The 25,218-nt window shown below is 63.2% G+C and carries 20 protein-coding genes; 9 read left to right on the forward strand and 11 right to left on the reverse strand.

Going from position 1 to position 25,218, the window contains the following annotated elements:
* The first annotated feature begins 60 nt into the window (after window positions 1-60).
* From L9B60_RS18890 to L9B60_RS18910, 5 genes are all read left to right on the forward strand, one after another.
* Window positions 61-792, forward strand: a complete 732-nt coding sequence (locus L9B60_RS18890; protein ID WP_249672254.1) for a thioredoxin fold domain-containing protein — start codon at window positions 61-63, stop codon at window positions 790-792.
* A 126-nt stretch (window positions 793-918) separates the two neighbouring features.
* Window positions 919-2,223 (forward strand): homoserine dehydrogenase, encoded by a 1,305-nt coding sequence (locus L9B60_RS18895; RefSeq protein WP_249672255.1) that lies wholly within the window; start codon window positions 919-921, stop codon window positions 2,221-2,223.
* A 108-nt stretch (window positions 2,224-2,331) separates the two neighbouring features.
* Entirely contained in the window at window positions 2,332-3,741 is a 1,410-nt protein-coding gene (gene thrC, locus L9B60_RS18900; RefSeq protein WP_249672256.1) for a threonine synthase, read from the forward strand.
* A 111-nt stretch (window positions 3,742-3,852) separates the two neighbouring features.
* Complete coding sequence (locus tag L9B60_RS18905; protein ID WP_249672257.1) at window positions 3,853-7,422, forward strand: ATP-binding protein; 3,570 nt, start codon at window positions 3,853-3,855, stop codon at window positions 7,420-7,422.
* 111 nt (window positions 7,423-7,533) lie between these two features.
* Window positions 7,534-8,769: an EAL domain-containing response regulator gene (locus L9B60_RS18910; RefSeq protein WP_249672258.1), complete on the forward strand. Its 1,236-nt coding sequence runs from the start codon at window positions 7,534-7,536 to the stop codon at window positions 8,767-8,769.
* 3 nt (window positions 8,770-8,772) lie between these two features.
* On the opposite strand, the gene L9B60_RS18915 is transcribed toward L9B60_RS18910, so the two are convergent.
* Window positions 8,773-9,435, reverse strand: coding sequence for a response regulator (locus L9B60_RS18915; RefSeq protein WP_249672259.1), 663 nt, complete (start codon window positions 9,433-9,435; stop codon window positions 8,773-8,775).
* A gap of 265 nt (window positions 9,436-9,700) precedes the next feature.
* Here L9B60_RS18915 and L9B60_RS18920 point away from each other — a divergent pair, with 265 nt between their 5' ends.
* The 4 genes from L9B60_RS18920 to L9B60_RS18935 all read left to right on the forward strand — a co-directional run bounded on the left by L9B60_RS18920 (window position 9,701) and on the right by L9B60_RS18935 (window position 13,715).
* Window positions 9,701-9,991 carry a DUF3509 domain-containing protein gene (locus tag L9B60_RS18920; protein WP_249672260.1) on the forward strand — a complete coding sequence of 97 codons (291 nt, stop codon included), beginning with the start codon at window positions 9,701-9,703 and terminating at the stop codon, window positions 9,989-9,991.
* A 215-nt stretch (window positions 9,992-10,206) separates the two neighbouring features.
* Window positions 10,207-10,749: a YaeQ family protein gene (locus tag L9B60_RS18925; RefSeq protein WP_249672261.1), complete on the forward strand. Its 543-nt coding sequence runs from the start codon at window positions 10,207-10,209 to the stop codon at window positions 10,747-10,749.
* 54 nt (window positions 10,750-10,803) lie between these two features.
* A complete protein-coding gene (gene recJ, locus L9B60_RS18930; RefSeq protein WP_249672262.1) occupies window positions 10,804-12,513 on the forward strand; it encodes a single-stranded-DNA-specific exonuclease RecJ in 1,710 nt (569 codons plus the stop codon).
* Window positions 12,514-12,608: 95 nt separating this feature from the next.
* On the forward strand, window positions 12,609-13,715 hold the full coding sequence (locus L9B60_RS18935; RefSeq protein WP_249672263.1) for an NADH:flavin oxidoreductase/NADH oxidase: 1,107 nt from the start codon (window positions 12,609-12,611) through the stop codon (window positions 13,713-13,715).
* A gap of 66 nt (window positions 13,716-13,781) precedes the next feature.
* On the opposite strand, the gene L9B60_RS18940 is transcribed toward L9B60_RS18935, so the two are convergent.
* The 10 genes from L9B60_RS18940 to L9B60_RS18985 form a co-directional block, all read right to left on the reverse strand.
* Window positions 13,782-15,398, reverse strand: coding sequence for a glucan biosynthesis protein D (locus L9B60_RS18940; protein ID WP_249672264.1), 1,617 nt, complete (start codon window positions 15,396-15,398; stop codon window positions 13,782-13,784).
* A gap of 184 nt (window positions 15,399-15,582) precedes the next feature.
* Window positions 15,583-15,990: a type II toxin-antitoxin system tRNA(fMet)-specific endonuclease VapC gene (vapC, locus tag L9B60_RS18945; protein WP_249672265.1), complete on the reverse strand. Its 408-nt coding sequence runs from the start codon at window positions 15,988-15,990 to the stop codon at window positions 15,583-15,585.
* On the reverse strand, window positions 15,990-16,220 hold the full coding sequence (locus tag L9B60_RS18950; protein ID WP_249672266.1) for an antitoxin: 231 nt from the start codon (window positions 16,218-16,220) through the stop codon (window positions 15,990-15,992). Before L9B60_RS18950 ends, vapC begins: the two co-directional genes overlap by 1 nt.
* Window positions 16,221-16,445: 225 nt before the next feature.
* The gene (locus L9B60_RS18955) at window positions 16,446-17,924 is read right to left on the reverse strand and encodes an APC family permease (protein WP_249672267.1); all 1,479 of its coding nucleotides are present in this window, start codon (window positions 17,922-17,924) and stop codon (window positions 16,446-16,448) included.
* Window positions 17,925-18,083: 159 nt separating this feature from the next.
* Window positions 18,084-19,508, reverse strand: coding sequence for a gamma-aminobutyraldehyde dehydrogenase (locus tag L9B60_RS18960; protein ID WP_249672268.1), 1,425 nt, complete (start codon window positions 19,506-19,508; stop codon window positions 18,084-18,086).
* A gap of 24 nt (window positions 19,509-19,532) precedes the next feature.
* Complete coding sequence (locus tag L9B60_RS18965) at window positions 19,533-20,342, reverse strand: ABC transporter permease (protein WP_249672269.1); 810 nt, start codon at window positions 20,340-20,342, stop codon at window positions 19,533-19,535.
* Window positions 20,332-21,282: an ABC transporter permease gene (locus tag L9B60_RS18970; RefSeq protein WP_249672270.1), complete on the reverse strand. Its 951-nt coding sequence runs from the start codon at window positions 21,280-21,282 to the stop codon at window positions 20,332-20,334. Before L9B60_RS18970 ends, L9B60_RS18965 begins: the two co-directional genes overlap by 11 nt.
* Window position 21,283: 1 nt before the next feature.
* Window positions 21,284-22,324, reverse strand: a complete 1,041-nt coding sequence (locus L9B60_RS18975) for an ABC transporter ATP-binding protein (protein WP_249672271.1) — start codon at window positions 22,322-22,324, stop codon at window positions 21,284-21,286.
* A 142-nt stretch (window positions 22,325-22,466) separates the two neighbouring features.
* Window positions 22,467-23,618, reverse strand: coding sequence for a putative ABC transporter substrate-binding protein YdcS (gene ydcS, locus L9B60_RS18980; protein WP_249672272.1), 1,152 nt, complete (start codon window positions 23,616-23,618; stop codon window positions 22,467-22,469).
* 80 nt (window positions 23,619-23,698) lie between these two features.
* Window positions 23,699-25,159: a gamma-aminobutyraldehyde dehydrogenase gene (locus L9B60_RS18985; protein WP_249672273.1), complete on the reverse strand. Its 1,461-nt coding sequence runs from the start codon at window positions 25,157-25,159 to the stop codon at window positions 23,699-23,701.
* Window positions 25,160-25,218: the final 59 nt, after the last annotated feature.

Here is a 25,218-nt window from a genome sequence, read left to right on the forward strand (position 1 = left end):
CTATTGGCGATGCTCATCGTGTTTCGGGCCCCCTTTTGTCCGCCGCCTCAGGAGTTCTCAATGCGCGTGACCCAGATTTTCGCCGCCGCAGCCATTGCGTTGGTCAGCACTTTTGCCCTGGCCGACACGGCCGAGCAGACCATCCGCAAGACGCTTGAGTCTCTGCAGCTGGACGTCCCGATCGAAAGCGTGAGCGCAAGCCCGCTCAACAGCCTGTATGAGGTCAAGCTCAAGGGTGGCCGCGTGCTGTACGCCAGTGCCGATGGCCAGTTCGTGATGCAGGGCTACCTGTTCCAGATGCAAGACGGCAAGCCGGTCAACCTGACCGAGAAAACCGAGCGCCAGGCCATCGCCAAGACCATCAACGCGATCCCTGCCAATGAAATGGTGGTGTTCCCTGCAGTCGGCGAAACCAAGGCCCACATCACCGTCTTCACCGACACCACCTGCCCGTATTGCCACAAGCTGCACGAAGAAGTGCCAGAGCTGAACAAGCAGGGCATCGAAGTGCGCTACCTGGCTTTCCCGCGCCAGGGCCTGGGTTCGCCAGGTGACGCGCAATTGCAGGCCGTATGGTGCTCCAGCGACCGCAAGGGCGCCCTCACCAAGCTGATCAATGGCAAGGACGTGAGCGCCACCAAGTGCGCCAACCCGGTCAGCAAGCAGTTTGAGATGGGCCAGTCGATCGGTGTCAGCGGCACCCCGGCCATCATCCTGGAAAACGGCCAGATGATCCCCGGCTACCAGCCGGCGCCACAGGTGACCAAGCTGGCCCTGGAAGGCAAGTCGTAATGTGCAAGGCGTCAAAGATCAAGGCCTGACGGAAAGTACCGCCAGGCCATAAACACTGAGCCGCACCCGGTGTGCGGCTGTTTACCACGGCCGACTCAGCGTCGGCCGTTTCTTGGGGAGTTCAGAGTGAAACCGGTCAAAGTAGGCATCTGTGGGTTAGGTACCGTCGGTGGCGGCACCTTCAACGTACTTCAGCGCAACGCCGAGGAGATTGCCCGCCGTGCCGGGCGTGGAATCCAAGTGGCTCAAATTGCCATGCGTTCGCCCAACCCGAATTGCCAGATTACCGGTACCCCCATTACCAACGATGTCTTCGCAGTGGCCACGAACCCGGAGATCGACATCGTCATCGAGCTGATAGGCGGCTACACCGTCGCTCGTGATCTGGTGCTCAAGGCCATTGAAAATGGCAAGCACGTCGTCACCGCCAACAAGGCGCTGATCGCCGTGCACGGCAACGAAATCTTCGCCAAGGCCCGCGAAAAGGGCGTTATCGTCGCCTTCGAAGCGGCCGTGGCCGGCGGCATCCCGGTGATCAAGGCGATCCGCGAAGGCCTGTCGGCCAACCGCATCAATTGGGTGGCGGGCATCATCAACGGCACCGGTAACTTCATCCTCACCGAGATGCGCGAGAAAGGCCGTACCTTCCCGGACGTGCTGGCCGAAGCCCAAGCGTTGGGTTACGCCGAAGCGGACCCGACCTTTGACGTCGAAGGCATCGATGCGGCGCACAAGCTGACCATCCTGGCCTCCATCGCTTTTGGTATCCCGCTGCAGTTCGACAAGGCCTACACCGAAGGCATCACCCAACTGACCACCGCCGACGTGAACTACGCCGAGGCGCTGGGCTACCGCATCAAGCACCTGGGCGTGGCCCGCAGCACCGCCAGCGGTATCGAACTGCGCGTGCACCCGACGCTGATCCCTGCCGATCGCCTGATCGCCAACGTCAATGGCGTGATGAACGCGGTGATGGTCAACGGTGACGCGGCCGGTTCCACGTTGTTCTACGGCGCTGGCGCCGGCATGGAGCCGACCGCCTCCTCGGTAATTGCCGACCTGGTGGACGTGGTTCGTGCCATGACTTCGGACCCTGAGAACCGCGTGCCGCACCTGGCCTTCCAGCCGGACTCGCTGTCGGCGCACCCGATCTTGCCGATCGAAGCCTGCGAAAGCGCCTACTACCTGCGTATCCAGGCCAAGGACCACCCCGGCGTGCTCGCCCAGGTGGCCAGCATCCTCTCGGAGCGCGGCATCAACATCGAGTCGATCATGCAGAAGGAAGTGGAAGAGCAGGACGGCCTGGTGCCGATGATCCTGCTGACCCACCGCGTGGTCGAGCAGCGCATGAACGATGCCATTACCGCCCTGCAAGCCCTGCAGGACGTGGTTGCCCCGGTGGTTCGTATCCGCGTGGAACACCTTAATTAACGGGAGCTGCAAGCGCTAAGCTGCAAGCTGCAAGAGGAGGCGCGCCGCATGCCGCCCACCTGCAGCTTGAGGCTCAAGCCTGAAGCTCAAACCAGAAAGGTTTGAAAAATGCGTTACATCAGTACTCGCGGTAAAGCGCCGGCCCTGAATTTCGAAGACGTGCTGCTTGCAGGCCTCGCCACCGATGGCGGCCTGTACGTGCCAGAAAACCTGCCACGCTTCACCCAGGAAGAAATTGCCTCGTGGGCCGGCCTGCCGTACCACGAACTGGCGTTCCGGGTGATGCGCCCGTTCGTCACCGGCAGCATTCCAGATGCCGACTTCAAAAAAATCCTCGAAGACACCTACGCAGGCTTCGCCCACAGTGCTGTCGCGCCGTTGCGCCAGCTCAATGGCAACGAATGGGTGCTGGAGCTGTTCCACGGCCCCACCCTGGCGTTCAAGGACTTCGCCCTGCAACTACTCGGTCGCCTGCTGGACTACGTGCTGGCCAAGCGTGGCGAGCGCGTGGTGATCGTCGGCGCCACCAGCGGTGACACCGGCTCCGCCGCCATCGAAGGCTGCAAGCACTGCGAAAACGTCGACATCTTCATCCTGCACCCGCACCAGCGCGTGTCGCAGGTGCAACGCCGGCAGATGACCACGTTGTTTGGTGACAACGTGCATAACATCGCCGTGGAAGGCAACTTCGACGACTGCCAGGAGATGGTCAAGAACAGCTTCGCCGACCAGAGCTTCCTCAAGGGCACGCGCCTGGTGGCAGTCAACTCGATCAACTGGGCGCGGATCATGGCCCAGATCGTCTACTACTTCCACGCCTCCCTGCAGTTGGGCGGCCCGGCACGTTCGGTGGCGTTCTCGGTGCCTACCGGCAACTTCGGCGATATCTTCGCCGGCTACCTGGCGCGCAACATGGGCTTGCCGATCAGCCAACTGATCGTGGCGACCAACCGCAACGACATCCTGCACCGCTTCATGAGCGGCAACCAGTATGCCAAGGAAACCCTGCACGCCACGCTGTCGCCGTCCATGGACATCATGGTCTCGTCGAACTTCGAACGCCTGCTGTTCGACCTGCATGGCCGCAACGGCGCTACCCTGGCCGGCTTGATGGACACCTTCAAGCAAACCGGTTCGTTCAGCGTTGACCAGGACCGTTGGACCGAGGCGCGCAAGCTGTTCGATTCCCTGGCCGTGAGCGACGAGCAAACCTGCGAGACCATCGCCGAAGTGTTCGCCCAGACGGGCGAGGTCCTGGACCCGCACACCGCCATCGGCGTCAAGGCCGCGCGCGAGTGCCGCCGCAGCCTGGACACCCCAATGGTGATCCTGGGCACCGCGCACCCGGTGAAATTCCCCGATGCCGTGCTCAAGGCCGGCGTTGGCAAGGCCTTGGAACTGCCGGCGCACCTGACCGACCTGTTTGAGCGCGAAGAGAAGTACACCGTGCTGCCCAACGACCTGAAAACCGTGCAGGCCTTTGTGGCCCAACACGGCAACCGCGGCAAACCGCTGTGATTGACTAGATCTGCAACACTTAAAAGCCCGTCGCCCGACGGGCTTTTTCGTTGGTACGTGTCAAACTTGCTCATCGGATGGACAGGCTGATTGGGGTTCAGGGATGCGCGGATGAGTGGGTTACGACGACGCTGTGGGGTGCTGATGTGCCTGAGCCTGCTGTGGCTGTTGGGCGCCAGCGCAACGGTGCGGGCGGCGCAAAGCCTGCCGTTCAACCTGGTGGCGCCGCTGGTGGAGCTCGAGCGCATGCCCCTGAGCCCGGCCGAGCACGCCTGGTTGCGTGAGCACCGGGTGCTGCGGGTGGGTATTTCCATCGCCGACTACGAGCCGGTCGACATCACCGTGGACCGCAACCGCTACAAGGGCGTGAGCGCCGACTTTCTCAGCCTGATCGGCCGGCGCCTGGACGAACCGTTCCAGGTCATGGGCTACACGCGCCGCGAAGAAGCCGTGCAGGCCTTGCAGAGCGGCGATATCGACCTGCTTACCAGCGCCAATGGGTTCGAACGCAATGCCGCCGGGCTGCAGTTCTCCAAGGGCTACATGGCCGACCGCGCGGTCATGGTGATGCGCGCGGGTGAAAGCCCCACTGCAGGCCTGGTGGGTAAGAAAATCGCGGTGGTGGATGGTTACTGCAACCTGGAGACGATCCATGGCGCCTACCCCGACAGCGAGATCATCATCGCCCCCAGCCTTGCCAGTGGCCTGGAGGCGCTGAAAGAGGGCGAGGTCGATGGGTTTATCGGCAACGAAGTGATCGTGCGATCCTACAATGCCCTGCGCCCCTACATGGGCTTGCGCGTGGTGGGCCTGAGCGCCTTGCCTGCGGCCGACTTCAGTTTTGCCACCCGCGCCAGAGACGGGCCGCTGGGGGCGATGGTCGATCGAGCCCTGGCCAGCATCGACGAACCCCTGCGCCGTGAAGTGTTGCAACGTTGGACTACAGGCCTGGGCATGGACATCGCCCAGCGACGCATCGAACTGAGCCGCGTCGAGCAGGACTGGATCAAGGCCCACCCGCACATTCGCGTGGCAGCCACCGAGTACTCGCCTTACCTGTATCGCAACCGCCAGGGGAGCTGGGTGGGGCTTAACAACGACGTGCTGTCGACCCTGTCGCAACTGACCGGCCTGCAGTTCGATTATTTGCCGTCCGGCTCCATTGCCCAGAGCCTGGAGATGCTCAAGAGCGGCCAGGCCGACATGAACACGACACTGTCGGAAGCCCCGGATAGAAAGCAGTTCCTCAATTTCACCCACTCCTTCGGCGGCCAGGCCTGGGTGTTTATCGTGCGCGATGAAGACCTGCCCATCAACTCTCTGGAAGAGTTGAATGGCCGGGTTCTGGCCTTGCCGGCCCAGCATGCCATGGAGGCGATCGTGCGCGAGCAGTATCCGCACGTCAGGTTGCGCCTGGTGCAAAGCCTGGAGCAGGCGCGCGAACTGGTGCGCAAGGGTGAGGCGGCGGCCACCATCGACAGTGAGGTGGGCGCCTACCGCGCCGTGGGTCGCTATGCGCCTGGGGAGTTGAAGGTGGGTCGCAGTGTGGATGGGCTCTGGGCGCCGGAACGCTTTGCGGTGGCGAGCGCTGAACCGCTGTTGTTGAGCATCCTCAACAAGGCCTTGGAGGCGTACCCCGTGGCCGAGTTGCGCGCCGTTCGGCTCAAGTGGCTGGGCGCGGGCAACAACGCCGAGCCGGTCTGGCAGCGCATTGCCCAGTGGGTGTGGTGGGCCGTGGCCGCGGCACTGTTGTTCGGTCTGCTGTCGCTGATTTGGAGCAGCCGCCTCAAGGTGCAGATCCTGCAACGGGAAAAAGCCGAAGAGGCGCTGAGCGACCAGTTGGCGTTCCAGCGGGCATTGCTGGATGGCATCCCCAACCCGGTGTACGTGCGCGACCTGCAAGGTCGGTTGATCTCCTGCAATAAAAAATATGAAGAAGTGTTCTCGACCCGCTTCGAGCGGGTGCAAGGTCGCCTGCTGCCAGAGGTCGAGCTGCTGCCCCCGGACATGGCCGCGCAGATGCACGCTGACTACCTGCGGTTGTTGACCGATCAAAAGCCGCTGTTTGCAGACCGCCAACTGACCCTGCAAGGTCGGCGGATGGACGCCTGGCAATGGATGGTGCCGTTCTACCGGGCCGACGGGAAGTTGCAAGGGCTGTTGGGTGGCTGGATCGACATATCCGAGCGCAAGCAATTGGAGGTGGAACTTGTGGAAGCGCGCCTGGTGGCCGAGCAAGCCAACCAGGCCAAGAGCGCTTTCCTGGCCACCATGAGCCACGAGATCCGCACCCCCATGGCGGCGATCATCGGCTTGCTGGAGCTGGAGCGGGAAACCGCGCGCGCCAACGGGCAGGCACCTTCAGAGGCGATGGAGGTGGCCTACCAATCAGCCCGCGAGCTGATCGCCCTGATCGGTGACAGCCTGGACCTGGCCAAGATCGAGGCAGGCAGCCTGCAGTTGGTCTCGGAGGCCACGGCGCTGCGGCCGTTTTTCGAGGGCATGGTCAAGCTGTTCGCCGTGCAGGCAGCCAACAAGCAGTTAGCCCTGACGTTGGAGATGGCACCACGGATCGAGGGCAATTACTGGTTCGACCCGCTGCGTTTGCGCCAAGTGGTGCATAACCTGTTGAGCAATGCCCTGAAGTTCACCCAGCAGGGTGGGGTGACCTTGCAGGTGGGTTGGCAGTCGCCCCATGCCTTGAGCATCGTGGTCAGCGATACGGGCATGGGCATCAGCCACGAGCAGCAAGCGCGCTTGTTCAAACCCTATGCCCAGGCGAACGTGGCTGCGGCGCGCGACCAGGGCGGCACCGGTCTGGGCCTGAGTATTTGCCGGCAATTGATCGAGTTGATGGGCGGGCAGATCACCCTTCGCAGTGAGCCCGGCCAAGGCACTACGGTGCATATCGAAATACCCTTGAGCCGCGCCCGCGAGGCCAAGGCCGGCAGCGTCGAAGCACCGCGCGGGCCGCTGCGGCCCTTGCGGGTGTTGGTGGTGGATGATCTGTCGGCCAACCGGCTGGTGTTGAGCCAGCAACTTAACTACCTGGGGCACACGGTGCAGGCCGTGGAAGGCGGGCAAAGCGCCTTGCGGCTATGGCGTGAGCAGACGTTCGACGTGATCCTTACCGACTGCAACATGCCCGGCATCAGCGGCTACGCCCTGGCGCACACTATCCGCAGCGCAGAGGCCCAGGAGGGACGGGCGCGCACGCCGATCATCGGCTGCACCGCCAATGTCATGAGCGATGAGCGCGAGCGCTGCCTGCAAGCCGGCATGGACGAATGCCTGGTCAAGCCCTTGGCCCTGGAGCACCTGGCCCGACTGTTGGAGCAGGTAAGCGCCGGCCACGCCTTCGACATCGATACCTTGCGCCGCATGACCCAGGCCGACCCTGCTGTCATGCGGCAGATGCTCGAAGAGTTGCTCAACAACCTTGGGCAAGAGTACGACGCCCTGGAACCGGCCGTGCAAGCCCGCGACTGGAAAGCCCTCAAGGCTGCGCTCCACCGGCTCAAGGGGGTCGCCTGCCTGATCGATGCGGGCGAGTTGGCGCGCGGTTGCGCCGGGCTCGATGCCGTTCGCCAACAGGCATCAGCAACAGAACTGGACGCCCGCTGGCCTGCGCTGAAAATGGCCATCGCGCGTTTGCGGCAAGACATAAAAACCTATCTTTAGATTTTTCCCGCACTACTTTCAGACTTGTCCTATGGGACAGGATTGTCTCGAATCCTACAGTGGCATCAGACGCAACCCACTGGTCGCGCCTGATGCCCTGGAGGTATTCCCATGCACTCACTTAAAGTCCTGATTCTCGAAGACAGCCCGTTCCAGCTGATGGCCCTGCATCAGATGCTCAATGCCAGCGGCGTGTTCGACGTGCTGACGGCTGAAAGCGTCGAGGCAGCGTGCCGCTCGTTGGAGCGCCGCGGCGCCGTCGACGTGGCGATCTGCGACCTGCAAATGGAAGGCGCCGATGGGCTGGACATGATTCGCCACCTGGCCAGCACCGGCCAGGCCAAGGCCCTGATCATCCTTAGCAGCGTGGAGCGCAACGTGCTCGACAACGTCGCGCAACTGGCACGCCACCTGGGCTTGAGGGTGCTGGCGGCGCTGCAAAAGCCTGCGTCCCCGGCTACCTTGCATCGCCTGCTGGAAAGCTATCGCCAGCGCGACGTGCAGGCCGAGCGCCTGCCACCGCTGCTTGAAGTGCACGAGCTGGTGCCTTTGAGCGAACTGACCGAGCAGGAGTTGCCGCAGCTCAAAGCCCAATGGCAAGCCTACTACCAGCCCAAGGTGGCGATGGACGGGCAACTGCTGGGGGTCGAGGCGCTGGTGCGCTGGCACCACCCGCAGCGTGGCGTGCTGTCACCGGCAAGCTTCTTGCCGTTGGTGAGCTACGCCGGCCTGATGGAACCCCTGACCTGGCACATGCTCGACACGGCGCTGCAGTTCAGCGCGCACACCCGTGATGCCAGCGGCCGGCACCTGTCAGTGTCGGTCAACATCCCGCCGGCGATGCTGGAGCATCGCACGTTTGCGCCTCAGCTCGTGGCGTTGCTCAAGCAGCATAGGTTGCCGGCGCGGGTGCTGACCCTGGAGGTGGTGGAGAACCGCGAGACCACGGCCAGCGAGGAGCAGGTCGAAGCCCTGCTGCGCTTGCGCATGATCGGTTGTCGGCTGAGCCTGGACGACTATGGGGTCGGGGACTCGAACATTCAGCGGCTGCTGGAGTTGCCGTTTTCCGAGATCAAGATCCCCAGCCAGTTCGTCCGCGGCATGGCTGAGGATGGGCGCAAGGCGGCGGTGGTGGCCGGGGCGCTGATCATGGCCCGGCGCATGAGCCTGGACGTGGTTGTGGAGGGCATCGAGACGGCCAGCGATTACCAGGCGCTGGGTACCTTGGGAGCGCCCGCGTTGCAGGGTTACTACGTGGCCCGGCCAATGCCCCGCGCGGCACTGGAGCAATGGCTGGCCAACGCCCAGGCTCACGTCTGGAATGCGGCCGAGGACTGCCCGGCTTGAGCCTCAGCTCAGGCCGTGTTCCTGCAGGTAGATAAACAGCGCGGCATCATTGGGCACGCCGAGCTTGCGCATGGCGTTGACCTTTTGCGCGCTGACGGTCTGTTTGCTGCGGTTGAGCTGCGCGGCGATCTCGCTCACGGACAGCCCGCCCGCCAGCAGCCGGGTCACCTCCAGCTCGCGCGGGGACAACGGGTCGCGCTCCAGCAGCTTGTCGGGACGCACCTCGCCGTCTTGCAGCAACGCCTGGCTGATGGATTCGGCAATGAACACCTTCTGGCGCTGCACATGGGCAATGGCAATGGGCAGCTCACTCACCAGGCTGGCCTTGTTCAACACGCCCTTTACCCCCAGCGCCAGCATTTCGCGGAACAGCCCGGGATTGCTGAGCATGGTGACCACCAGAATCGGCAGGTCGGGCCAATGCCTGCGAATGGTTTCCAGCAGGCGCAGGCCGTCGTTCTGGTTTTCCGCTGGCATCATGAAGTCGGTGATCAGCAAATCGCATTCGCCTTCGGCCAGCCATTGGGTGACCTCCAGCGGGGTACTGGCCTCACCGACCACGGTCAGCCCGGGGTCTTGCTGAATCACGGCGCGCAAGCCGATCCGAAAGATCGGGTGATCGTCGGCAAGGAGGATGCGCAGGGGGGTATGGGTTGGGGCATTCAAGGGCGTGCAGCACTCCGGGCGGTCCGTTTCCTGCGGCAAAGTCTGGCACATCTGTTCCGATGTCGGCGTTTTTTGTAGTCCGTTGCCTACACGGTGGTTCCGCAGCCCAGCGGGGCTTTCGACAGGCGCAGCAAATCTGTCATATTCCAAGGGCAAGCTCTGATAGCTGGTTCACGTTCAAGACGCGGCAGGTTTAGAACTTTTCGCACCTGGCCGTAGTCTTTGATAGACACCTTTGGTTTATAACAATTGAGTGGTGATCGAGATGGAAAGAATCAGCTTATTGCTTAGCCGAGCGCTGACGCCCTACCAGGTCACTGTGACGGCGTCGGGTCTGGAACAGCAATGCCGCGTGGTGTTGCGTGATTCAAAGGGGGCAGTGGTCCTGGAACGCCAGGTCAGCGCCCATCAATTGAGCGAGCAGCGCGCCCTGACCGATGTGGTCGACGGCCTGCATCGCGACCTGATGGTGGCCGAAGGTCGCCTGCAACCGTGCATGATTGCCGCCCTGCGCAACGCTGCGCAGACAGCTTCCATGAATTCATTGCACGCGTAGGGAACCTTCTTGCGCACCTATGCTCAGATTCAGTAAGGGCAGGGGGCAACCATTGAGCTCCGGTGATTGTCTCCCTGTCGTGCGGGCCCCAATGGGGCTCTGTTTAACCCCGGGTAGCCTCCCCACTGCCCGGGGTTTCTTTTGCCTGCGATTCGGTGAAGCGCCACGCATTCGGTTAGACTGTGCGACTTTCCTCGCAGCAAGAAGCCCCTTTCATGGCACAGCCCTCCACGACCTATAAATTCGAACTCAACCTCACCGACCTGGATCGTGGGGTCTACGAGAGCGTCAAGCAGACCATCGCCCGCCACCCTTCCGAAACCGAAGAGCGCATGACCGTGCGCCTGCTGGCCTATGCCTTCTGGTACAACGAACAGTTGTCCTTCGGTCGCGGCCTGTCGGACGTCGATGAGCCTGCCTTGTGGGAAAAAAGCCTGGACGATCGCGTGCTGCACTGGATCGAAGTGGGCCAGCCTGACGCCGATCGCCTGACCTGGTGTTCGCGCCGCACCGAACGCACCAGCCTGCTGGCCTACGGCAGCCTGCGTGTCTGGCAGACCCGAGTGCTGGACACGGTGAAAAACCTGAAAAACGTCAACGTCGCCGGCGTGCCCCAGGAAGTCCTGGAGACCCTGGCCAAAGACATGCCGCGCGTGATCAAGTGGGATGTGATGATCAGTGAAGGCACGATTTTCGTCACCGACGACCGTGGCCAGCATGAAGTCCAGCTTGAATGGCTGATGGGCGAGCGCGGCTGAGTCGTCGCCTTTGCCCCTATCCACTTTTTAAACCAGAGAAGCCGCCGCCACCCAATGCGTATCGAACCGCGTCAACTACCTGCCATCCTGCCCTTTCTCGGTGAATTACCGCCCCTGCTGACCCGCCTGTACGCGGCTCGCGGGGTGCAATCGGAGGCCGAGCTGGACAAGAGCCTGGCGCGGTTGATCCCGTTTCAGCAGCTCAAGGGCATCGATGCGGCGGTAGACTTGCTGGTGGTCGCGCTGGAGCGTCGCCAACGCATCCTCATCGTCGGCGATTTCGACGCCGACGGCGCCACTGCCAGCACCGTGGGCCTGCTGGGCCTGCGCTTGCTGGGCGCGGCCCACGTCGACTACCTGGTGCCCAACCGCTTCGAATACGGCTACGGGCTGACCCCGGAAATCGTCAAGGTAGCCCTGGAGCGCCAGCCCGACTTACTGGTAACGGTGGACAACGGTATTTCCAGCGTCGAAGGCGTGGCGGCGGCTAAGGCGGCGGGGCTGACGGTACTGGTTACCGACCACCACCTGCCCGGCCACGAACTGCCGGCGGCCGATGCCATCGTCAACCCCAACCAGCCCGGTTGCGAGTTTCCCAGCAAGGCCTTGGCAGGCGTGGGTGTGATTTTCTACGTGCTGATGGCCCTGCGCGCGCGCTTGCGCAGCCTGGGCCACTACGACAGCAAGCCACAGCCGAACATTGGCGAATTGCTCGACCTGGTCGCCTTGGGCAGCGTCGCCGACGTTGTGCCGCTGGACGCCAACAACCGCATCCTGGTGCACCAAGGGTTGGAGCGCATCCGTGCCGGGCGGGCGCGGCCGGGGTTGAAGGCGATCCTGGAGGTAGCCAAGCGTGACCACAGCCGCATCACGTCTACCGACCTGGGCTTTATCCTCGGCCCGCGGTTGAACGCGGCAGGGCGCCTGGACGACATGAGCCTGGGCATCGAATGCCTGTTGACCGACGACACGGCGCTGGCGCGGGAAATGGCCGGGCAACTGGACGAGTTGAACCAGGACCGTAAATCCATCGAGCAAGGCATGCAGCGCGAGGCGCTGGCCCAGCTCAAGGATTTGCCGCTGGAATCGATGCCGTTCGGCCTGTGCCTGTTCGATGCGGACTGGCACCAAGGCGTGATCGGGATTCTGGCCTCACGCCTGAAAGAGAAATATCACCGGCCCACCATCGCCTTCGCTGATGCCGGGGAGGGCATGCTCAAGGGTTCGGCACGGTCGGTGCCAGGTTTTCATATCCGTGATGCGCTGGACGCGGTGGCTGCCAAGCACCCGGATTTGATCAGCAAGTTCGGCGGGCATGCGATGGCCGCTGGCCTGTCGCTGCCGGAAGGCAACTTCCCGGCGTTTGCCGAGGCTTTCGATCAGCAAGTGCGCCGCCAATTGCAGGAAGAAGACCTGACCGGCCGCCTGCTGACCGACGGCAGCCTGGCCGTGGAGGAATTTCACTTGGAACTGGCCCGCGCGTTGCGCCATGCCGGGCCGTGGGGGCAGCACTTCCCCGAGCCGCTGTTCCACGGTGTGTTCCAGTTGGTGGAGCAGCGCGTGGTGGGCGAGCGGCATCTGAAAGTGGTACTCAAGAGCGAGTGCGGCTCGGTCAAGCTCGACGGTATCGCCTTTGGCATCGACCGCGAGATCTGGCCCAACCCCACCGTGCGCTGGGTAGAGCTGGCCTACAAGCTGGACCTCAATGAATTTCGCGGCAACGAAACCGTGCAGTTGATGATCGCGCACATGGAGCCGCGCTGAGAAAACGCGCTGAACCCTCCCGGCGGCGGTGTTGTCGACTAGGCTCTAAACACGCTGATGTGTTGACGTCCGAACACTGCCCCCAGAGGTGACCCATGAGTTTGCTGCTTGAACCCTACACCATTCGCAACCTGACCCTGCCCAACCGCATTGCCGTCTCGCCCATGTGCCAGTATTCCAGTGTCGACGGCCTGGCCAACGACTGGCACCTGGTGCATTTGGGCAGCCGCGCCGCCGGTGGCGCCGGGCTGGTCTTTACCGAAGCCACGGCGGTGACCGCCGATGGCCGCATCACCCCCGAAGACTTGGGCCTGTGGAACGACGAACAGATCGAGCCCTTGCAGCGCATCACCCGTTTCATCATCTCCCAAGGCGCGGTGCCGGGCATTCAACTGGCCCACGCCGGGCGCAAGGCGTCCACCTACAAGCCCTGGCTGGCCAAACCCGGCAGCATTCCGGTGAGCGAGGGCGGCTGGGTGCCGGTCGGCCCATCGAAAATCGCCTTTGACCCGCGCCACACGGCGCCCACGGCGTTAGACGAAGCACAGATCCAGGAAGTGATCCTGGCCTTCGTCGAGGCGGCCCGCCGTGCGCTGACGGCCAATTTCAAGGTGGTCGAGGTGCACGCTGCCCACGGTTACCTGCTGCATCAATTTTTATCGCCCATCAGCAACCAGCGCCAGGATGCCTACGGCGGCTCGTTCGAAAACCGTATTCGCCTGACCCTGCAGGTGACCGAGGCGATTCGTACCGTGTGGCCTGAAGACTTGCCAGTGTTCGTGCGTGTGTCGGCCACCGACTGGGTGGAAGATGGCTGGAACCCGGACGAAACCGTGGAGTTGGCCAAGCGCCTGAAAGCTATCGGGGTGGATTTGATCGACGTGTCGTCGGGCGGTACCGCGGCCAATGCCGAGATCCCAACTGGGCCTGGGTATCAGACGCGCTTTGCCGAACGGGTGAAAAAGGAGTCGGGGATTGCCACCGGCACCGTGGGCATGATCACCGAGCCTGCCCAGGCCGAGCACATTTTGCGCACCTGCCAGGCAGACATCATTTTGCTTGCGCGGGAGTTGTTGCGTGATCCGTACTGGCCGTTGCATGCCGACGATGACCTGGGCGGCAAGCAGGCAACGTGGCCTGCGCAGTACCAGCGGGCGACGCATCGGGATCAGCCGATTCACGAATCCGATTTGCGCGATTGAGCGGTTCGCGAGTAAATCCGCTCCTGCAGGAGCGGATTTACTCGCGAAAAACACGCTAAGGGCCTATCAGGTGTACTTGCGCTTGTCCGGCGCCGGCGGGAAGTACTGATACAGCCACGTCTCGCTCAACGTCCGGTCGCTGGTCTTGATGAACAAGCGCAGTTCCACCGGGTCGACGCTGTCATTGGTCGGGTACCAGTCAAAGGTGATCCGATAGCCGCGGTCTGGCAGCACCAGCACGTTGAAGTCCTGCACCTTGCCGTTGGACGCCGTGACGATCGGTTCGATCGCGGTGCCTTCGGGCAAGCGTTCCAAACCACCGCCCTTGAAGTCCACGGCAAAGCGCCGGGCCCACACCTCGGGGTAATGCTCGCCAGGTGCCCAACCTTCGATAAACCCGCCCATGCCGGAACGGGTGGCGTGTACCCGTGCCAGTGGCGTGCCTACCGGGGGCAGGGCGCTCCAGTACAGCTTGTAGCCGTAATGCAGGGTGTCCCCGGCGGCCACCGGGGTTTTCGGTGTCCAGAAGGCCACGATGTTGTCCAGCGTCTCGCCGGTGGTGGGGATCTCAAGCAGGTCGATCGAGCCCTCGCCCCAGGCGGTGGTGGGTTCTACCCACAAGCTTGGGCGCTTGCTGTACCAGTCCACGGTGTCTTCGTAGCTGGCGAACTCGTGGTCGGTCTGCACCAGGCCGAAACCTTTCGGGTCTTTGTCGGCGAAGGCGTTGAACTGCAGCTTGGCCGGGTTGTTCAGCGGCCGGCAGATCCACTCGCCGTTGCCGCGCCACATGGCCAGGCGGTCGGAGTCGTGGATTTGCGGGTGAATGGTGTCGCACATGCGGCGCTCGTGGGTGCCGCAGCTGAACATGGTGGTCATCGGCGCGATGCCCAGTTGCTCGATGGCGGTACGGGCGAACACGTGGGCGTCCACCTCCATCACCACGCGCTCGGCCTGGCAGTCGATGTCAAAGCGATAGGCGCCGGTGGCGCTCGGTGAGTCGAGCAGGGCATAGACCACGAAGCGGGTACTGTCCTTGGTCGGTGTCTCGAACCAGAACTTGGTGAAGTCAGGAAACTCCTCGCGCTTCTTGGCGTAAGTGTCGATGGCCAGGCCGCGTGCCGACAGGCCGTACTGGCCGGTGGAATCCACGGCACGGAAGTAGCTGGCGCCCAGGAACGACAGCACGTCATGGCTGGCCATCTCCGGTGCCTTGAACAGTTTGAAGCCGGCAAAGCCCAGGTCGCCCTTGAGCTGCGCGGTGTCTACGCCGGTGTTCTGGTAGTTGAACAGCGGCGGGCGGAAATGCACTTCGCGGGACTTTTTGTTGGCCGGGTCCACGCTGTACATCCGCACCGGTTGCTTGAAGCCCATGCCCACGTGGAAAAACTGCACGTCCAACTGGCCGTTGAGCTCGTTCCACAAGGAATGCTTGGCGTCATACTGGATGGCGTTGAACTGCTGCGGCGTCATGTTCGCGAGCGTCGGCGGCAGGGTTTGCTTGCCGTTCACGTAGCCTGCGGCCGCGAGCTTTTTAGCCTGGGCCTGCAGCCAATCGAAGTCGAAGCTCTCGGCCTCGCCATCGGCGGTGGCCGCCAGGGCGTGAGCGGCAAACAGCCCGCTGGCCGACAGCCCGGTATAGGCCGCCAGGGCCATGGATGCCTTGAGGAGGTGCCTGCGGTGCATAGATAAAGCCTGTATAGAACCCCGCGCCGCATCCTGGCAGCCCGAGAGGATCGGAGTAGAGGTCTGGACATGCCCTCGGCCAAACGCAACCAACCCATAAGAGATAACAAAACGGGCGATCGGTTCGCAAGCGCGGTAAAAAACTTCGTATGTAACTTGATGCAACAGGGGCATGCACCCGCTGTTACGGGACCCAGTTTTCTACCTGAAGGCCCTGTACCCGCTCGAATTCGCGCACGTTGTTGCTGACCAAAATCCAATCATTGCTGCGAGCATGGGCGGCCAACCAGAGGTCGTTGTTGCCAATGACCTGACCGCTGGCCTGAAGCTGCGCACGGATTTCCCCGTAGTGCTCACCCACGCAGGGTTGCAGTTCAGCCACTTGGATCAAGGACTGCAGATGGTTGACGGCAAGCAGGGAGCGTTCCCTTGCCTGGCTTTTTTGTGCACCAAAGCGCAGTTCCCCCAGCGTGACGACGGACATTGCCAGTTCCGAGGCACTATGGCGCTGGAAGCGCTCCCTGACCGAGGCCGGGTTGTGCTTGGCGATGTAGATGCAGATATTGGTGTCCAGCAGGTAGCGCACGCTCATCAGAAGTTCTCGCGTTCTTGTGGTGCGCTATCGTCGCGGCCCCCCTCCATGAAATCGGCGGGCAATTGCGTGAGCGCGTCGAAGATAGCGCTGGCATTGACGGGGTGTTCACGCAGGACGATCTCGTCACCGCGACGAAAAATCTCGACGCGATCGACATCCAGGCGGAATTCTTTTGGCAGGCGCACGGCCTGGCTGTTGCCGGATTGAAAGACTCGGGCGAAGGTCATTGCAAATATCTCACTAAAGGATATACGCATAGTATATACGTCCTGTTCGCCGGTGTCTGCGTTGAGAAGGGATAGGGGCGTTGCAGGGGCAATATGGCTTGAGTTCCAGGCCGCTGCAACCCACTGAAAGGCGGTTCGGAAGGGGATTACAACGGTTCAGGAATTTACCTCAGAGCCGGCCGCGTGTGCGGCCGGTGTCATCCAAAAGGGTATCGGGTGAAGCCCTTAGCGGCCGATCTTCCAGGCGTCTCCCGCCGGCGCAGTGCCCTTGTCATACGGCTTGGCCAGCCACATGTACACCAGGCCGAGGCCGATCACCACCACGGTGGTCACCACCATCGCGTAGTTGATGTACCACGCCGCATCCGGCGTGCGTGGCCAGGCCATGTTGATGATGGCGCTGATGCCATACAGCAGCGCGCCGATGTTCACCGGCAGGCCCCAGGCGCCCAGAGTGAATTGACCGCTGGGTTTCCAACCACGGGTGCGGGCGTACAGCGCGGCCAGCACGATCATCTGGAACGCCAGGTAGATGCCGATGGCGGCGAAGCTGACGATGGTGGCCACGGCGTCCTGCAGGAAAAACCCGAGGATGATGATCAGCGCTGGCAGCACGCCGGCCACGAACAGGGCGTTCACCGGCACCTGGGTGCTGGCCGACAGGCGCTTGAGCAGGCCGCTGCCCACCACCATTTCATCGCGCGCGTAGGAGTACAACAGGCGGCTGGCGGCCGCTTGCAGGCTGATCACGCAGGAGATGAACGAGACCATCACCACGGCCATGATCACCCGCGAGCCAATGCTGCCGAAGGCGTTGTTGAGCACGGTGGTGACCGGGTCCTTGTCGGTGCCGTTGATCACCGCCTGCATGTCCGGCACGGCCAGGATCAGTGCCAGGCAGGCGAACATCGCCGAGATGCCGCCAATCCAAATGGTCATGCGCATGGCCACCGGGATTTTCTTGCTGGGGTTGGGGGTTTCCTCGGCCACGTCGCCGCAGGCTTCGAAGCCGTAGTACAGGAACATTCCCGCCAGGGAGGCGGTGAGGAAGGCCGGCAGGTAAGAGCCGTTGACGCTGATGTCGAAGGTGTTGAACAGCACGCTGAACGGCTGGTGACGTTCGAAGATCAACAGGTAGACACCGACGATCAGCGCGCCGACCAGTTCGCAGATGAAGCCGAACATGGCGATGCGTGCCAGCACCTTGGTACCGCTGAGGTTCACCAGGGTGGCGAACAGGGTCAGCACCAAGGCGATGACGATGTTGGTGTTGTTGCTCGGTTCAAAACCCAGCATCACCGCCAGGTAAGGCCCGGCACCCACGGCCACGGCGGCAATGGTCACGCACAGGGCGATGGAGTAGATCCAGCCGACCATCCACGCCCAGCGCTTGCCCACCAGGCGGCGCGCCCACGGGTACACGCCACCGGAAATCGGGAACTGCGAGACCACTTCACCAAAGATCAGGCACACCAGCATCTGGCCGATGCCCACCAGCAGGTAGGCCCAGAACATCGGCGGCCCGCCGGCGGCCAGGCACAGCCCGAACAAGGTGTACACGCCCACCACCGGCGAGAGGTAGGTGAAGCCCAGGGCGAAGTTTTCCCACAGGCTCATGCTGCGGTTGAAGTTGGAGGTGTAGCCCAGTTGCCTGAGCTGTTCGGCGTCGCGTTCGGCGGCGGCCATGTCGGGGGAAGTGCTCATGTGTGTCTGTCTCCGTTGGGTCGGCAGATTCTGGTTGTAAGGAGCTGGGGGCGTGCCTTGCGGCCGCCCCTGATTGTTGTTTTTTCAGTGGTATGCGAGTTGTTTGGTTCGCGGATAAATCCGCTCCTACACTCGGGTTCTTACGCGCCGTTCTTCACATCAATGCTTGAACATCACATGCCGCACGGTGGTGTAGTCCTCCAGCCCGTACATGGACATGTCCTTGCCGTAACCCGACAGCTTCTGCCCGCCATGGGGCATCTCGCTCACCAACATGAAGTGGGTGTTCACCCAGGTGCAGCCGTATTGCAGGCGGGCGGCCAGGCGGTGGGCGCGGCCGACATCGGCGGTCCAGACCGATGAGGCCAGGCCGTAGTCCGAGTCGTTGGCCCAGCCCAGCACTTGGGCTTCGTTGTCGAATTTCGTGACCGATACCACCGGCCCGAATACCTCGCGGCGCACGATCTCATCGTCCTGCTGTGCATCGGCCAGTACGGTGGGCTCGAAGAAAAAGCCATTGCCCTCCACTGCCTTGCCACCGGTGACCAGGCGGATATGCGACTGGGCCACGGCGCGCTCGACGAAACCGGCGACGCGGTCGCGGTGTTGGGCGGTGATCAGCGGGCCCAGCTCGGTGGCCGGGTCGTCCTGCAAGCCGTACTTGATACTGCTGACGGCGGCGCCGAGTTTCTCGACGAACGCTTCGTAGATGCCGGCTTGGGCGTAGATGCGGCAGGCAGCCGTGCAGTCTTGCCCGGCGTTGTAGAACCCGAACGTGCGGATGCCTTCCACGGCGGCATCGATGTCGGCGTCGTCGAAGATGATCACCGGCGCCTTGCCGCCCAGTTCCATGTGCATGCGCTTGACGCTGTCCGAGGTACTGGAAATGATGTTGGCGCCGGTCGCGATGGAGCCGGTGAGCGACACCATGCGCACTTTCGGATGGGTTACCAGCGGGCTGCCCACGCTTGGGCCGCGGCCGAACACCAGGTTGAGCACGCCGGCGGGAAAGATGTCGTTGGCCAGTTGAACCAGGCGCAGGGCAGTCAGCGGGGTTTGCTCGGACGGCTTGAGCACCACGGTATTGCCGGCGGCCAGGGCCGGGGCGATCTTCCAGGCGACCATCATCAGCGGATAGTTCCACGGCGCGATGGAGGCGATCACGCCCACCGGGTCGCGGCGGATCATCGAGGTGTGGCCCGGCAGGTATTCGCCCCCGGCCGAGCCGCTCATGCAGCGGCTGGCACCGGCGAAAAAGCGGAACACGTCGGCAATCGCCGGGATCTCATCATTCAGCGCGGCGCTGTAGGGCTTGCCGCAGTTGTCCGACTCAAGCTTGGCCAGTTCCTCGCCGTGGGCTTCAATGGCGTCGGCCAATTTCAGCAACAGCAGCGAGCGGTCCTTGGGCGGGGTTTGCGACCAGCTGTCGAACGCGTTGTCGGCGGCGCGCACGGCCGCGTCGACCTGGGCTTCGCTGGCTTCGTTGATTTCCACCAGCACGCGGCCCAGCGAAGGGTTGAACACCGCTTGTGCAGGGCCTTCGCCGGTGACCAGTTGGCCGTTGATTAAAAGTTGGGTTTGCATGGTGTTGTTCCCGTGACAGAGGGTTTATTTGCCGCCACTGCCGGCCACGCTTTCGCCGCCGCGTGTCAGGTAGTAGGCGCCCAGGATAGGCAGCATGGTCACCAGCATCACCAGCATGGCGACCACGTTGGTCACCGGGACGTCGCGCGGCCGGCTGAGCTGGTTGAGCAACCAGATCGGCAGGGTGCGTTCGTGCCCGGCGGTGAAGGTGGTGACGATGATTTCATCGAACGACAGCGCGAACGCCAGCATGCCGCCGGCCAGCAACGCGGAGCTGAGGTTGGGCAGGATGATGTAGCGAAAGGTCTGCCAGCCGTCGGCGCCCAGGTCCATCGAGGCCTCGATCAGGCTTTGCGAGGTTCGGCGCAGGCGGGCGATCACGTTGTTGTAGACGATCACCACGCAGAAGGTGGCGTGGCCGACGATGATGGTGAACATGCCAGGCTCGATCCCCAGGGTCTTGAACGCCGACAGCAGGGCGATACCGGTGATGATGCCCGGCAGGGCGATCGGCAAAATCAGCATCAGCGAGATGCCTTCCTTGCCGAAGAAGTTGCGCCGGTACAACGCGGCCGAAGCCAGGGTGCCGAGCACGATGGCGATCAACGTGGCCACGCAGGCGATCTGCAGCGACAGCTTGATCGACTCCAGCACGTCAGGCCGGGCGAATGCCACGCTGAACCACTTGAGCGTGAAGCCCCGGGGGGGAAAGCTGAAGGCCGCGTCTTCGGTGTTGAAGGCGTACAAAAAGATGATCAGGATCGGGAAGTGCAGGAACACCAGCCCGCCCCAGGCGGCGATGCGCAGCCCCAGTGAAGCCTTTTCAGAGTGCATCGAAAGCCCCCAGGCGTTTGACGATTGAGAGGTAAACGGCGATCAGCACGATGGGCACCAAGGTAAAGGCCGCGGCCATGGGCATGTTGCCGATGGCGCCTTGCTGGGCGTACACCATGCTGCCGATGAAGTAACCCGGCGGGCCGATCAGTTGCGGCACGATGAAGTCGCCCAGGGTCAGCGAGAAGGTGAAGATGGAACCTGCGGCGATGCCCGGGATAGACAGCGGCAAAATCACCTGCAGGAAGGTTTGGCGTGGCTTGGCGCCCAGGTCTGCGGAGGCTTGCAGCAAGGAAGGCGGCAGACGCTCAAGCGATGCCTGGATCGGCAGGATCATGAACGGCAACCAGATGTAGACGAACACCAGAAACCGCCCCAGGTGCGAGGTGGACAGCGTGCTGCCACCCACGCCCGGAATCTGCAGCACCAGCTGCAACAGTGGCGCCAGGCCCAGGTGCTGCACGAACCACTGCGCCACGCCGCCCTTGGCCAGCAGCAGCGTCCAGGCATAGGCCTTGACGATGTAGCTGGCCCACATCGGCATCATCACCGCGATGTAAAAAAACGCTTTGGTTTTGCCAGTCGTGTAGCGCGCCATGTAATAGGCGATCGGGAAGGCGACGATGGCGCTGGCGATCGACACCGCCACGGCCATGCCCAGGGTGCGCAGGATAATGTCGAAATTCGCCGGGTTGAACAGCGCCGCGAAGTTGGCCAGGGTCAGGTCGGGGGTGACCGCCATGGTGAAGTCGTCGAAAGTGTAGAACCCTTGCCATAACAGGTTCAGCAATGAGCCCAGGTAGATCGCACCGAACCAGATCAAGGGCGCGATCAACAGCATCGCCAAGTACAGGTTGGGCTTGCGGTACAACAGGTTCGAGAAGCGCCTTAGTGGCGAGACGTTCTGCGCCGGCAGGTGTTTTTCCAGGGCCAGGGTCATGTTACAGGCCCTCGCTCGCGGCCGTGTCGCGCAAGGCGGTCATGGCCTCGCGGGCCCAGCGAGCGTTCAGGCGCTGGCCGGGTTGCAGAGGGCTGTCGTGGGCCTGCCACTCGCTGTTGGCCTGGCTGATGGCAAGCGTCTGGCCGCCATCGAGCTTGAGCTCGTAACGGGTGGAGCTGCCTTGGTACTGGATGTCGTGCAGCAGGCCGCTGACGGCGACTTCGTGGCTGGCCACGGTGGCATCGCCCAGGCGGATGTGTTCCGGGCGGATCGAGAAGGGCTGGTCGCTGCCGCTCAAGTGCCGGGCCAGTTCGCCGCGCAGCACGTTGGAGGTGCCGACGAATTCGGCGACGAAGGTGGTGGCTGGCTTCATGTACAAGTTGCGCGGGGTGTCGACCTGCTCGATGCGGCCCTTGTTGAACACGGCCACGCGGTCGGACATGGACAGCGCTTCGGTCTGGTCGTGGGTGACGAAGATGAAGGTAATGCCCAGTTGGCGTTGCAGCTTCTTCAATTCGCCCTGCATCTGTTCGCGCAGCTTGAGGTCCAGGGCCCCCAGGGGTTCATCCAGCAGCAGCACCCGCGGGCGGTTGACCAGGGCGCGGGCCAGGGCCACGCGCTGGCGCTGGCCACCGGACAATTGCACCGGCTTGCGCTCGCCATAGCCGCCCAGCGCGACCATCGCCAGCGCCTCTTCGGCGCGTTGCAGGCGCTCGGCCTTGCCCACGCCTTTTACTTTCAAACCGTAGGCCACGTTGTCGCGCACGTTCATGTGCGGGAACAGCGCATAGTCCTGGAACACGGTGTTCACGTCGCGCTGGTAGGGCGGCAGGCCTGCGGCCTCCTGGCCATGGATGCGGATGGAGCCGGCACTGGGTTGTTCGAAGCCTGCAATCAGGCGCAGGCAGGTGGTTTTGCCCGAGCCCGATGGGCCCAGCATGGAAAAGAACTCGCCGTCCTGGATGTCGATGGAAACCCGGTCTACGGCCTTCACTTCGCCGAATAGACGGGAAACGTGGGTAAATTGGACTGCAAGCGTCATGATGCGGTGCTCCGGATAGGCGCGGGTCGGCACAAAAGGCCCGGCCATGGACTTCTGGTGGTCAGTTGAATCGATGTGAAGGGGGCGCGGATACATCCGTTCCTACACAAACGGTAGGCGCGGATTTATCCGCGAGTCGGCCCTATCGGCCGCCCATGATCGCGATGTAATCCTGGGTCCAGCGGCTATACGGCACGAACTTGCCGCCCTCGGCCTGCGGGGTTTTCCAGAAGGCAATCTTGTCGAACTGATCGAACCCGTTGGTCTTGCAGCCCTCGGCGCCCAGCAGCTCGCTGCCTTGGCAAGCGGCCGGCACGGCAGGCAAGGAGCCGAACCAGGCGGCCACGTCGCCCTGCACTTTGGGTTGCAGCGACCAGTCCATCCACTTGTAGGCACAGTTGGGGTGCTGGGCGTCGGCGTGCAGCATGGTGGTGTCGGCCCAGCCGGTGGCGCCCTCTTTGGGAATGGTCGAGGCCACGGGCTGGTTGTCGGCTTTCAGGCCGTTGACCATGTAGCCCCAGGAGCTGGACGCCACCACGCCTTCGTTTTTCACGTCGCTCATCTGCACGGTCGCGTCATGCCAGTAGCGGTGCACCAACGGATGCTGGGCGCGCAACAGGTCGAGCACGGCCTTGTACTGGGTTTCGGTCAACTCGTAGGGGTTCTGGATGCCCAGCTCCGGCTTGGCGCTCTTGAGGTACAGCGCCGCATCGGCGATGTAGATCGGCCCGTCGTAGGCCTGCACGCGGCCCTTGTTGGGCTTGCCATCGGGCAGGTCCTGGGCCTGGAACACTACGCCCCAGCTGGTGGGCGCGGTCTTGAAGGTGTTGGTGTTGTACAGCAGCACGTTCGGGCCCCACTGGTACGGGGTGCCGTAGGTCTGCTTGTTGACCACGTACCACGGGCCATCCTTGAGGCGTGGGTCGAGGTTTTTCCAGTTGGGGATCAAGGCGGTGTTGATCGGCTGCACGCGCTTGCCCACGATCAACCGCAGCGACGCATCGCCGGAGGCTGTGACCAGGTCGTAGCCGCCCTTGGCCATCAGGCTGACCATCTCGTCGGAGGTGGCGGCGGTCTTGACGTTGACCTTGCAGCCAGTCTCTTTCTCAAAGCCGGTGACCCAGTCGTAGGCCTTGTCGCTTTCGCCCCGTTCGATGTACCCAGGCCACGCCACGATATCCAGCTGGCCTTCACCGGCGCCCACCGCCTTGAGCGGCTCGGCGGCCTGCAGGCTGGCGCTGGCCAGCAGGGCGGTGGTCAAAGCGCTGAGCAGTGCCGTCTTGTGCACGTACATGGTTTTCCCTCTTCTTTAAATTATGGTCGGGGCAGTGTCGAACGGGTGCAGCGGTGCAGCTGGTTATTAGAATAGTCGGGTCAATTCAGGTGGTCGCCGTGGCGCGCCATGATGTGGCGCACCACGCTGTAGTCTTGCAACGAATCGCTGGACAGGTCCTTGCCGTAGCCCGAGCGCTTGAGGCCGCCGTGGGGCATCTCGCTGGTGAGCATGAAGTGGCTGTTGATCCAGGTGCAGCCGTATTGCAGGCGCGCGGCCACTTGCATGGCCTTGTCCAGGTTCTGGGTCCAGATGGACGAAGCCAGGCCGTACTCCGAGTCATTGGCCCAATCCACCGCCTGGCTCAGGTGCTCGAAGCGGGTCACGGTGACCACCGGGCCGAACACCTCGCGCTGGACGATCTCGTCGGTTTGCTTGCAGCCGGCCAGCAGCGTTGGTTGATAAAAGAAGCCCGGGCCCGAATGAACGGCGGCTCCAGTAATGCGTTCGATATGCGGTTGGCTCAGGGCGCGTTCCACGAAGCTGGCCACGCGGTCGCGCTGGCGCGAGCTGATCAGCGGGCCCAGTTCGTTGTCGGCGTCGCGCTTGCCGGCAAAGCGCAGGCTGCTGACTGCCGCTCCGAGTTCGGCCACCAGCTTGTCGTGGATGCCGGCCTGGGCGTAGATGCGGCACGCGGCGGTGCAATCCTGCCCGGCGTTGTAGTAGCCGTAGCTGCGCACGCCCTGCACCACGGCGTCGATGTCGGCATCGTCACAGACAATCACCGGTGCCTTGCCACCCAGCTCCAAGTGGGTGCGCTTGACGGTCTTGGCCGCGGCCTGAAGGATTTTTTGCCCGGTGACGATGTCGCCGGTAAGCGACACCATGCGCACCTTCGGGTGGCTGACCAGGTGGCTGCCAACGCCCTCGCCGCCGCCACAGACAATGTTCAGCACACCGCGCGGCAGCAGTTCATTGAGGATCGGCGCCAAGGCCAGGATCGACAGCGGCGTGTGCTCGGACGGCTTGAACACCAGGGTGTTGCCGGCAGCCAGGGCCGGGGCGATTTTCCAGGCGGCCATCATGATCGGGTAGTTCCACGGCGCGATGGAGGCCACCACGCCGATCGGGTCGCGGCGCACCATGCTGGTGTAGCCCGGCACGTACTCACCGGCCAATTGCCCGGTTTGACAGCGCACGGCACCGGCGAAAAAGCGAAACACGTCCACCGTGGCGTTCAGGTCGTCCTGGCGCGCCAAGTGCAAGGGCTTGCCGCAGTTCAGCGCTTCCAGGCGGGCCAGGTGGTCGGCGTGCTTGAGCACCGCGTCGGCAATGGCCAGCAGAATGTTGGCGCGTTGCTGCGGCGTGGTCCGCGACCAGCCGGCGAAGGCCCGGTGGGCGGCCAAAATCGCCGTTTCCACCTGCTCGGGGCTTGCTTCGGCGATGTGGGTGAGCACTTCGGCGGTGGCCGGGTTGATGATGGCCTCGGCCACGCCCAGCCCTGCGACCAGTTCGCCGTCGATCAACAACAGGGTGGGCAGGGGAGTGGGGGCGCTGGCCATTTTGCGGGATCTCTTGTCATCGGAAGGCAAGGTGTGGCTCCTTGAAGCCGGCCTCGCGC

It is taken from the genome of Pseudomonas abieticivorans, from assembly GCF_023509015.1.
Taxonomy (GTDB): domain Bacteria; phylum Pseudomonadota; class Gammaproteobacteria; order Pseudomonadales; family Pseudomonadaceae; genus Aquipseudomonas; species Aquipseudomonas abieticivorans.

Coding starts and splice junctions, on each gene's coding strand:
- L9B60_RS18890 (WP_249672254.1), top strand. CDS start 61: ATGCGCGTGACCCAGATTTTCGCCGCCGCAGCCATTGCGTTGGTCAGC.
- thrC (WP_249672256.1), top strand. CDS start 2,332: ATGCGTTACATCAGTACTCGCGGTAAAGCGCCGGCCCTGAATTTCGAA.
- L9B60_RS18905 (WP_249672257.1), top strand. CDS start 3,853: ATGAGTGGGTTACGACGACGCTGTGGGGTGCTGATGTGCCTGAGCCTG.
- L9B60_RS18910 (WP_249672258.1), top strand. CDS start 7,534: ATGCACTCACTTAAAGTCCTGATTCTCGAAGACAGCCCGTTCCAGCTG.
- L9B60_RS18920 (WP_249672260.1), top strand. CDS start 9,701: ATGGAAAGAATCAGCTTATTGCTTAGCCGAGCGCTGACGCCCTACCAG.
- L9B60_RS18925 (WP_249672261.1), top strand. CDS start 10,207: ATGGCACAGCCCTCCACGACCTATAAATTCGAACTCAACCTCACCGAC.
- recJ (WP_249672262.1), top strand. CDS start 10,804: ATGCGTATCGAACCGCGTCAACTACCTGCCATCCTGCCCTTTCTCGGT.
- L9B60_RS18935 (WP_249672263.1), top strand. CDS start 12,609: ATGAGTTTGCTGCTTGAACCCTACACCATTCGCAACCTGACCCTGCCC.
- L9B60_RS18940 (WP_249672264.1), bottom strand. CDS start 15,398: ATGCACCGCAGGCACCTCCTCAAGGCATCCATGGCCCTGGCGGCCTAT.
- vapC (WP_249672265.1), bottom strand. CDS start 15,990: ATGAGCGTGCGCTACCTGCTGGACACCAATATCTGCATCTACATCGCC.
- L9B60_RS18950 (WP_249672266.1), bottom strand. CDS start 16,220: ATGACCTTCGCCCGAGTCTTTCAATCCGGCAACAGCCAGGCCGTGCGC.
- L9B60_RS18955 (WP_249672267.1), bottom strand. CDS start 17,924: ATGAGCACTTCCCCCGACATGGCCGCCGCCGAACGCGACGCCGAACAG.
- L9B60_RS18960 (WP_249672268.1), bottom strand. CDS start 19,508: ATGCAAACCCAACTTTTAATCAACGGCCAACTGGTCACCGGCGAAGGC.
- L9B60_RS18965 (WP_249672269.1), bottom strand. CDS start 20,342: ATGCACTCTGAAAAGGCTTCACTGGGGCTGCGCATCGCCGCCTGGGGC.
- L9B60_RS18970 (WP_249672270.1), bottom strand. CDS start 21,282: ATGACCCTGGCCCTGGAAAAACACCTGCCGGCGCAGAACGTCTCGCCA.
- L9B60_RS18975 (WP_249672271.1), bottom strand. CDS start 22,324: ATGACGCTTGCAGTCCAATTTACCCACGTTTCCCGTCTATTCGGCGAA.
- ydcS (WP_249672272.1), bottom strand. CDS start 23,618: ATGTACGTGCACAAGACGGCACTGCTCAGCGCTTTGACCACCGCCCTG.
- L9B60_RS18985 (WP_249672273.1), bottom strand. CDS start 25,159: ATGGCCAGCGCCCCCACTCCCCTGCCCACCCTGTTGTTGATCGACGGC.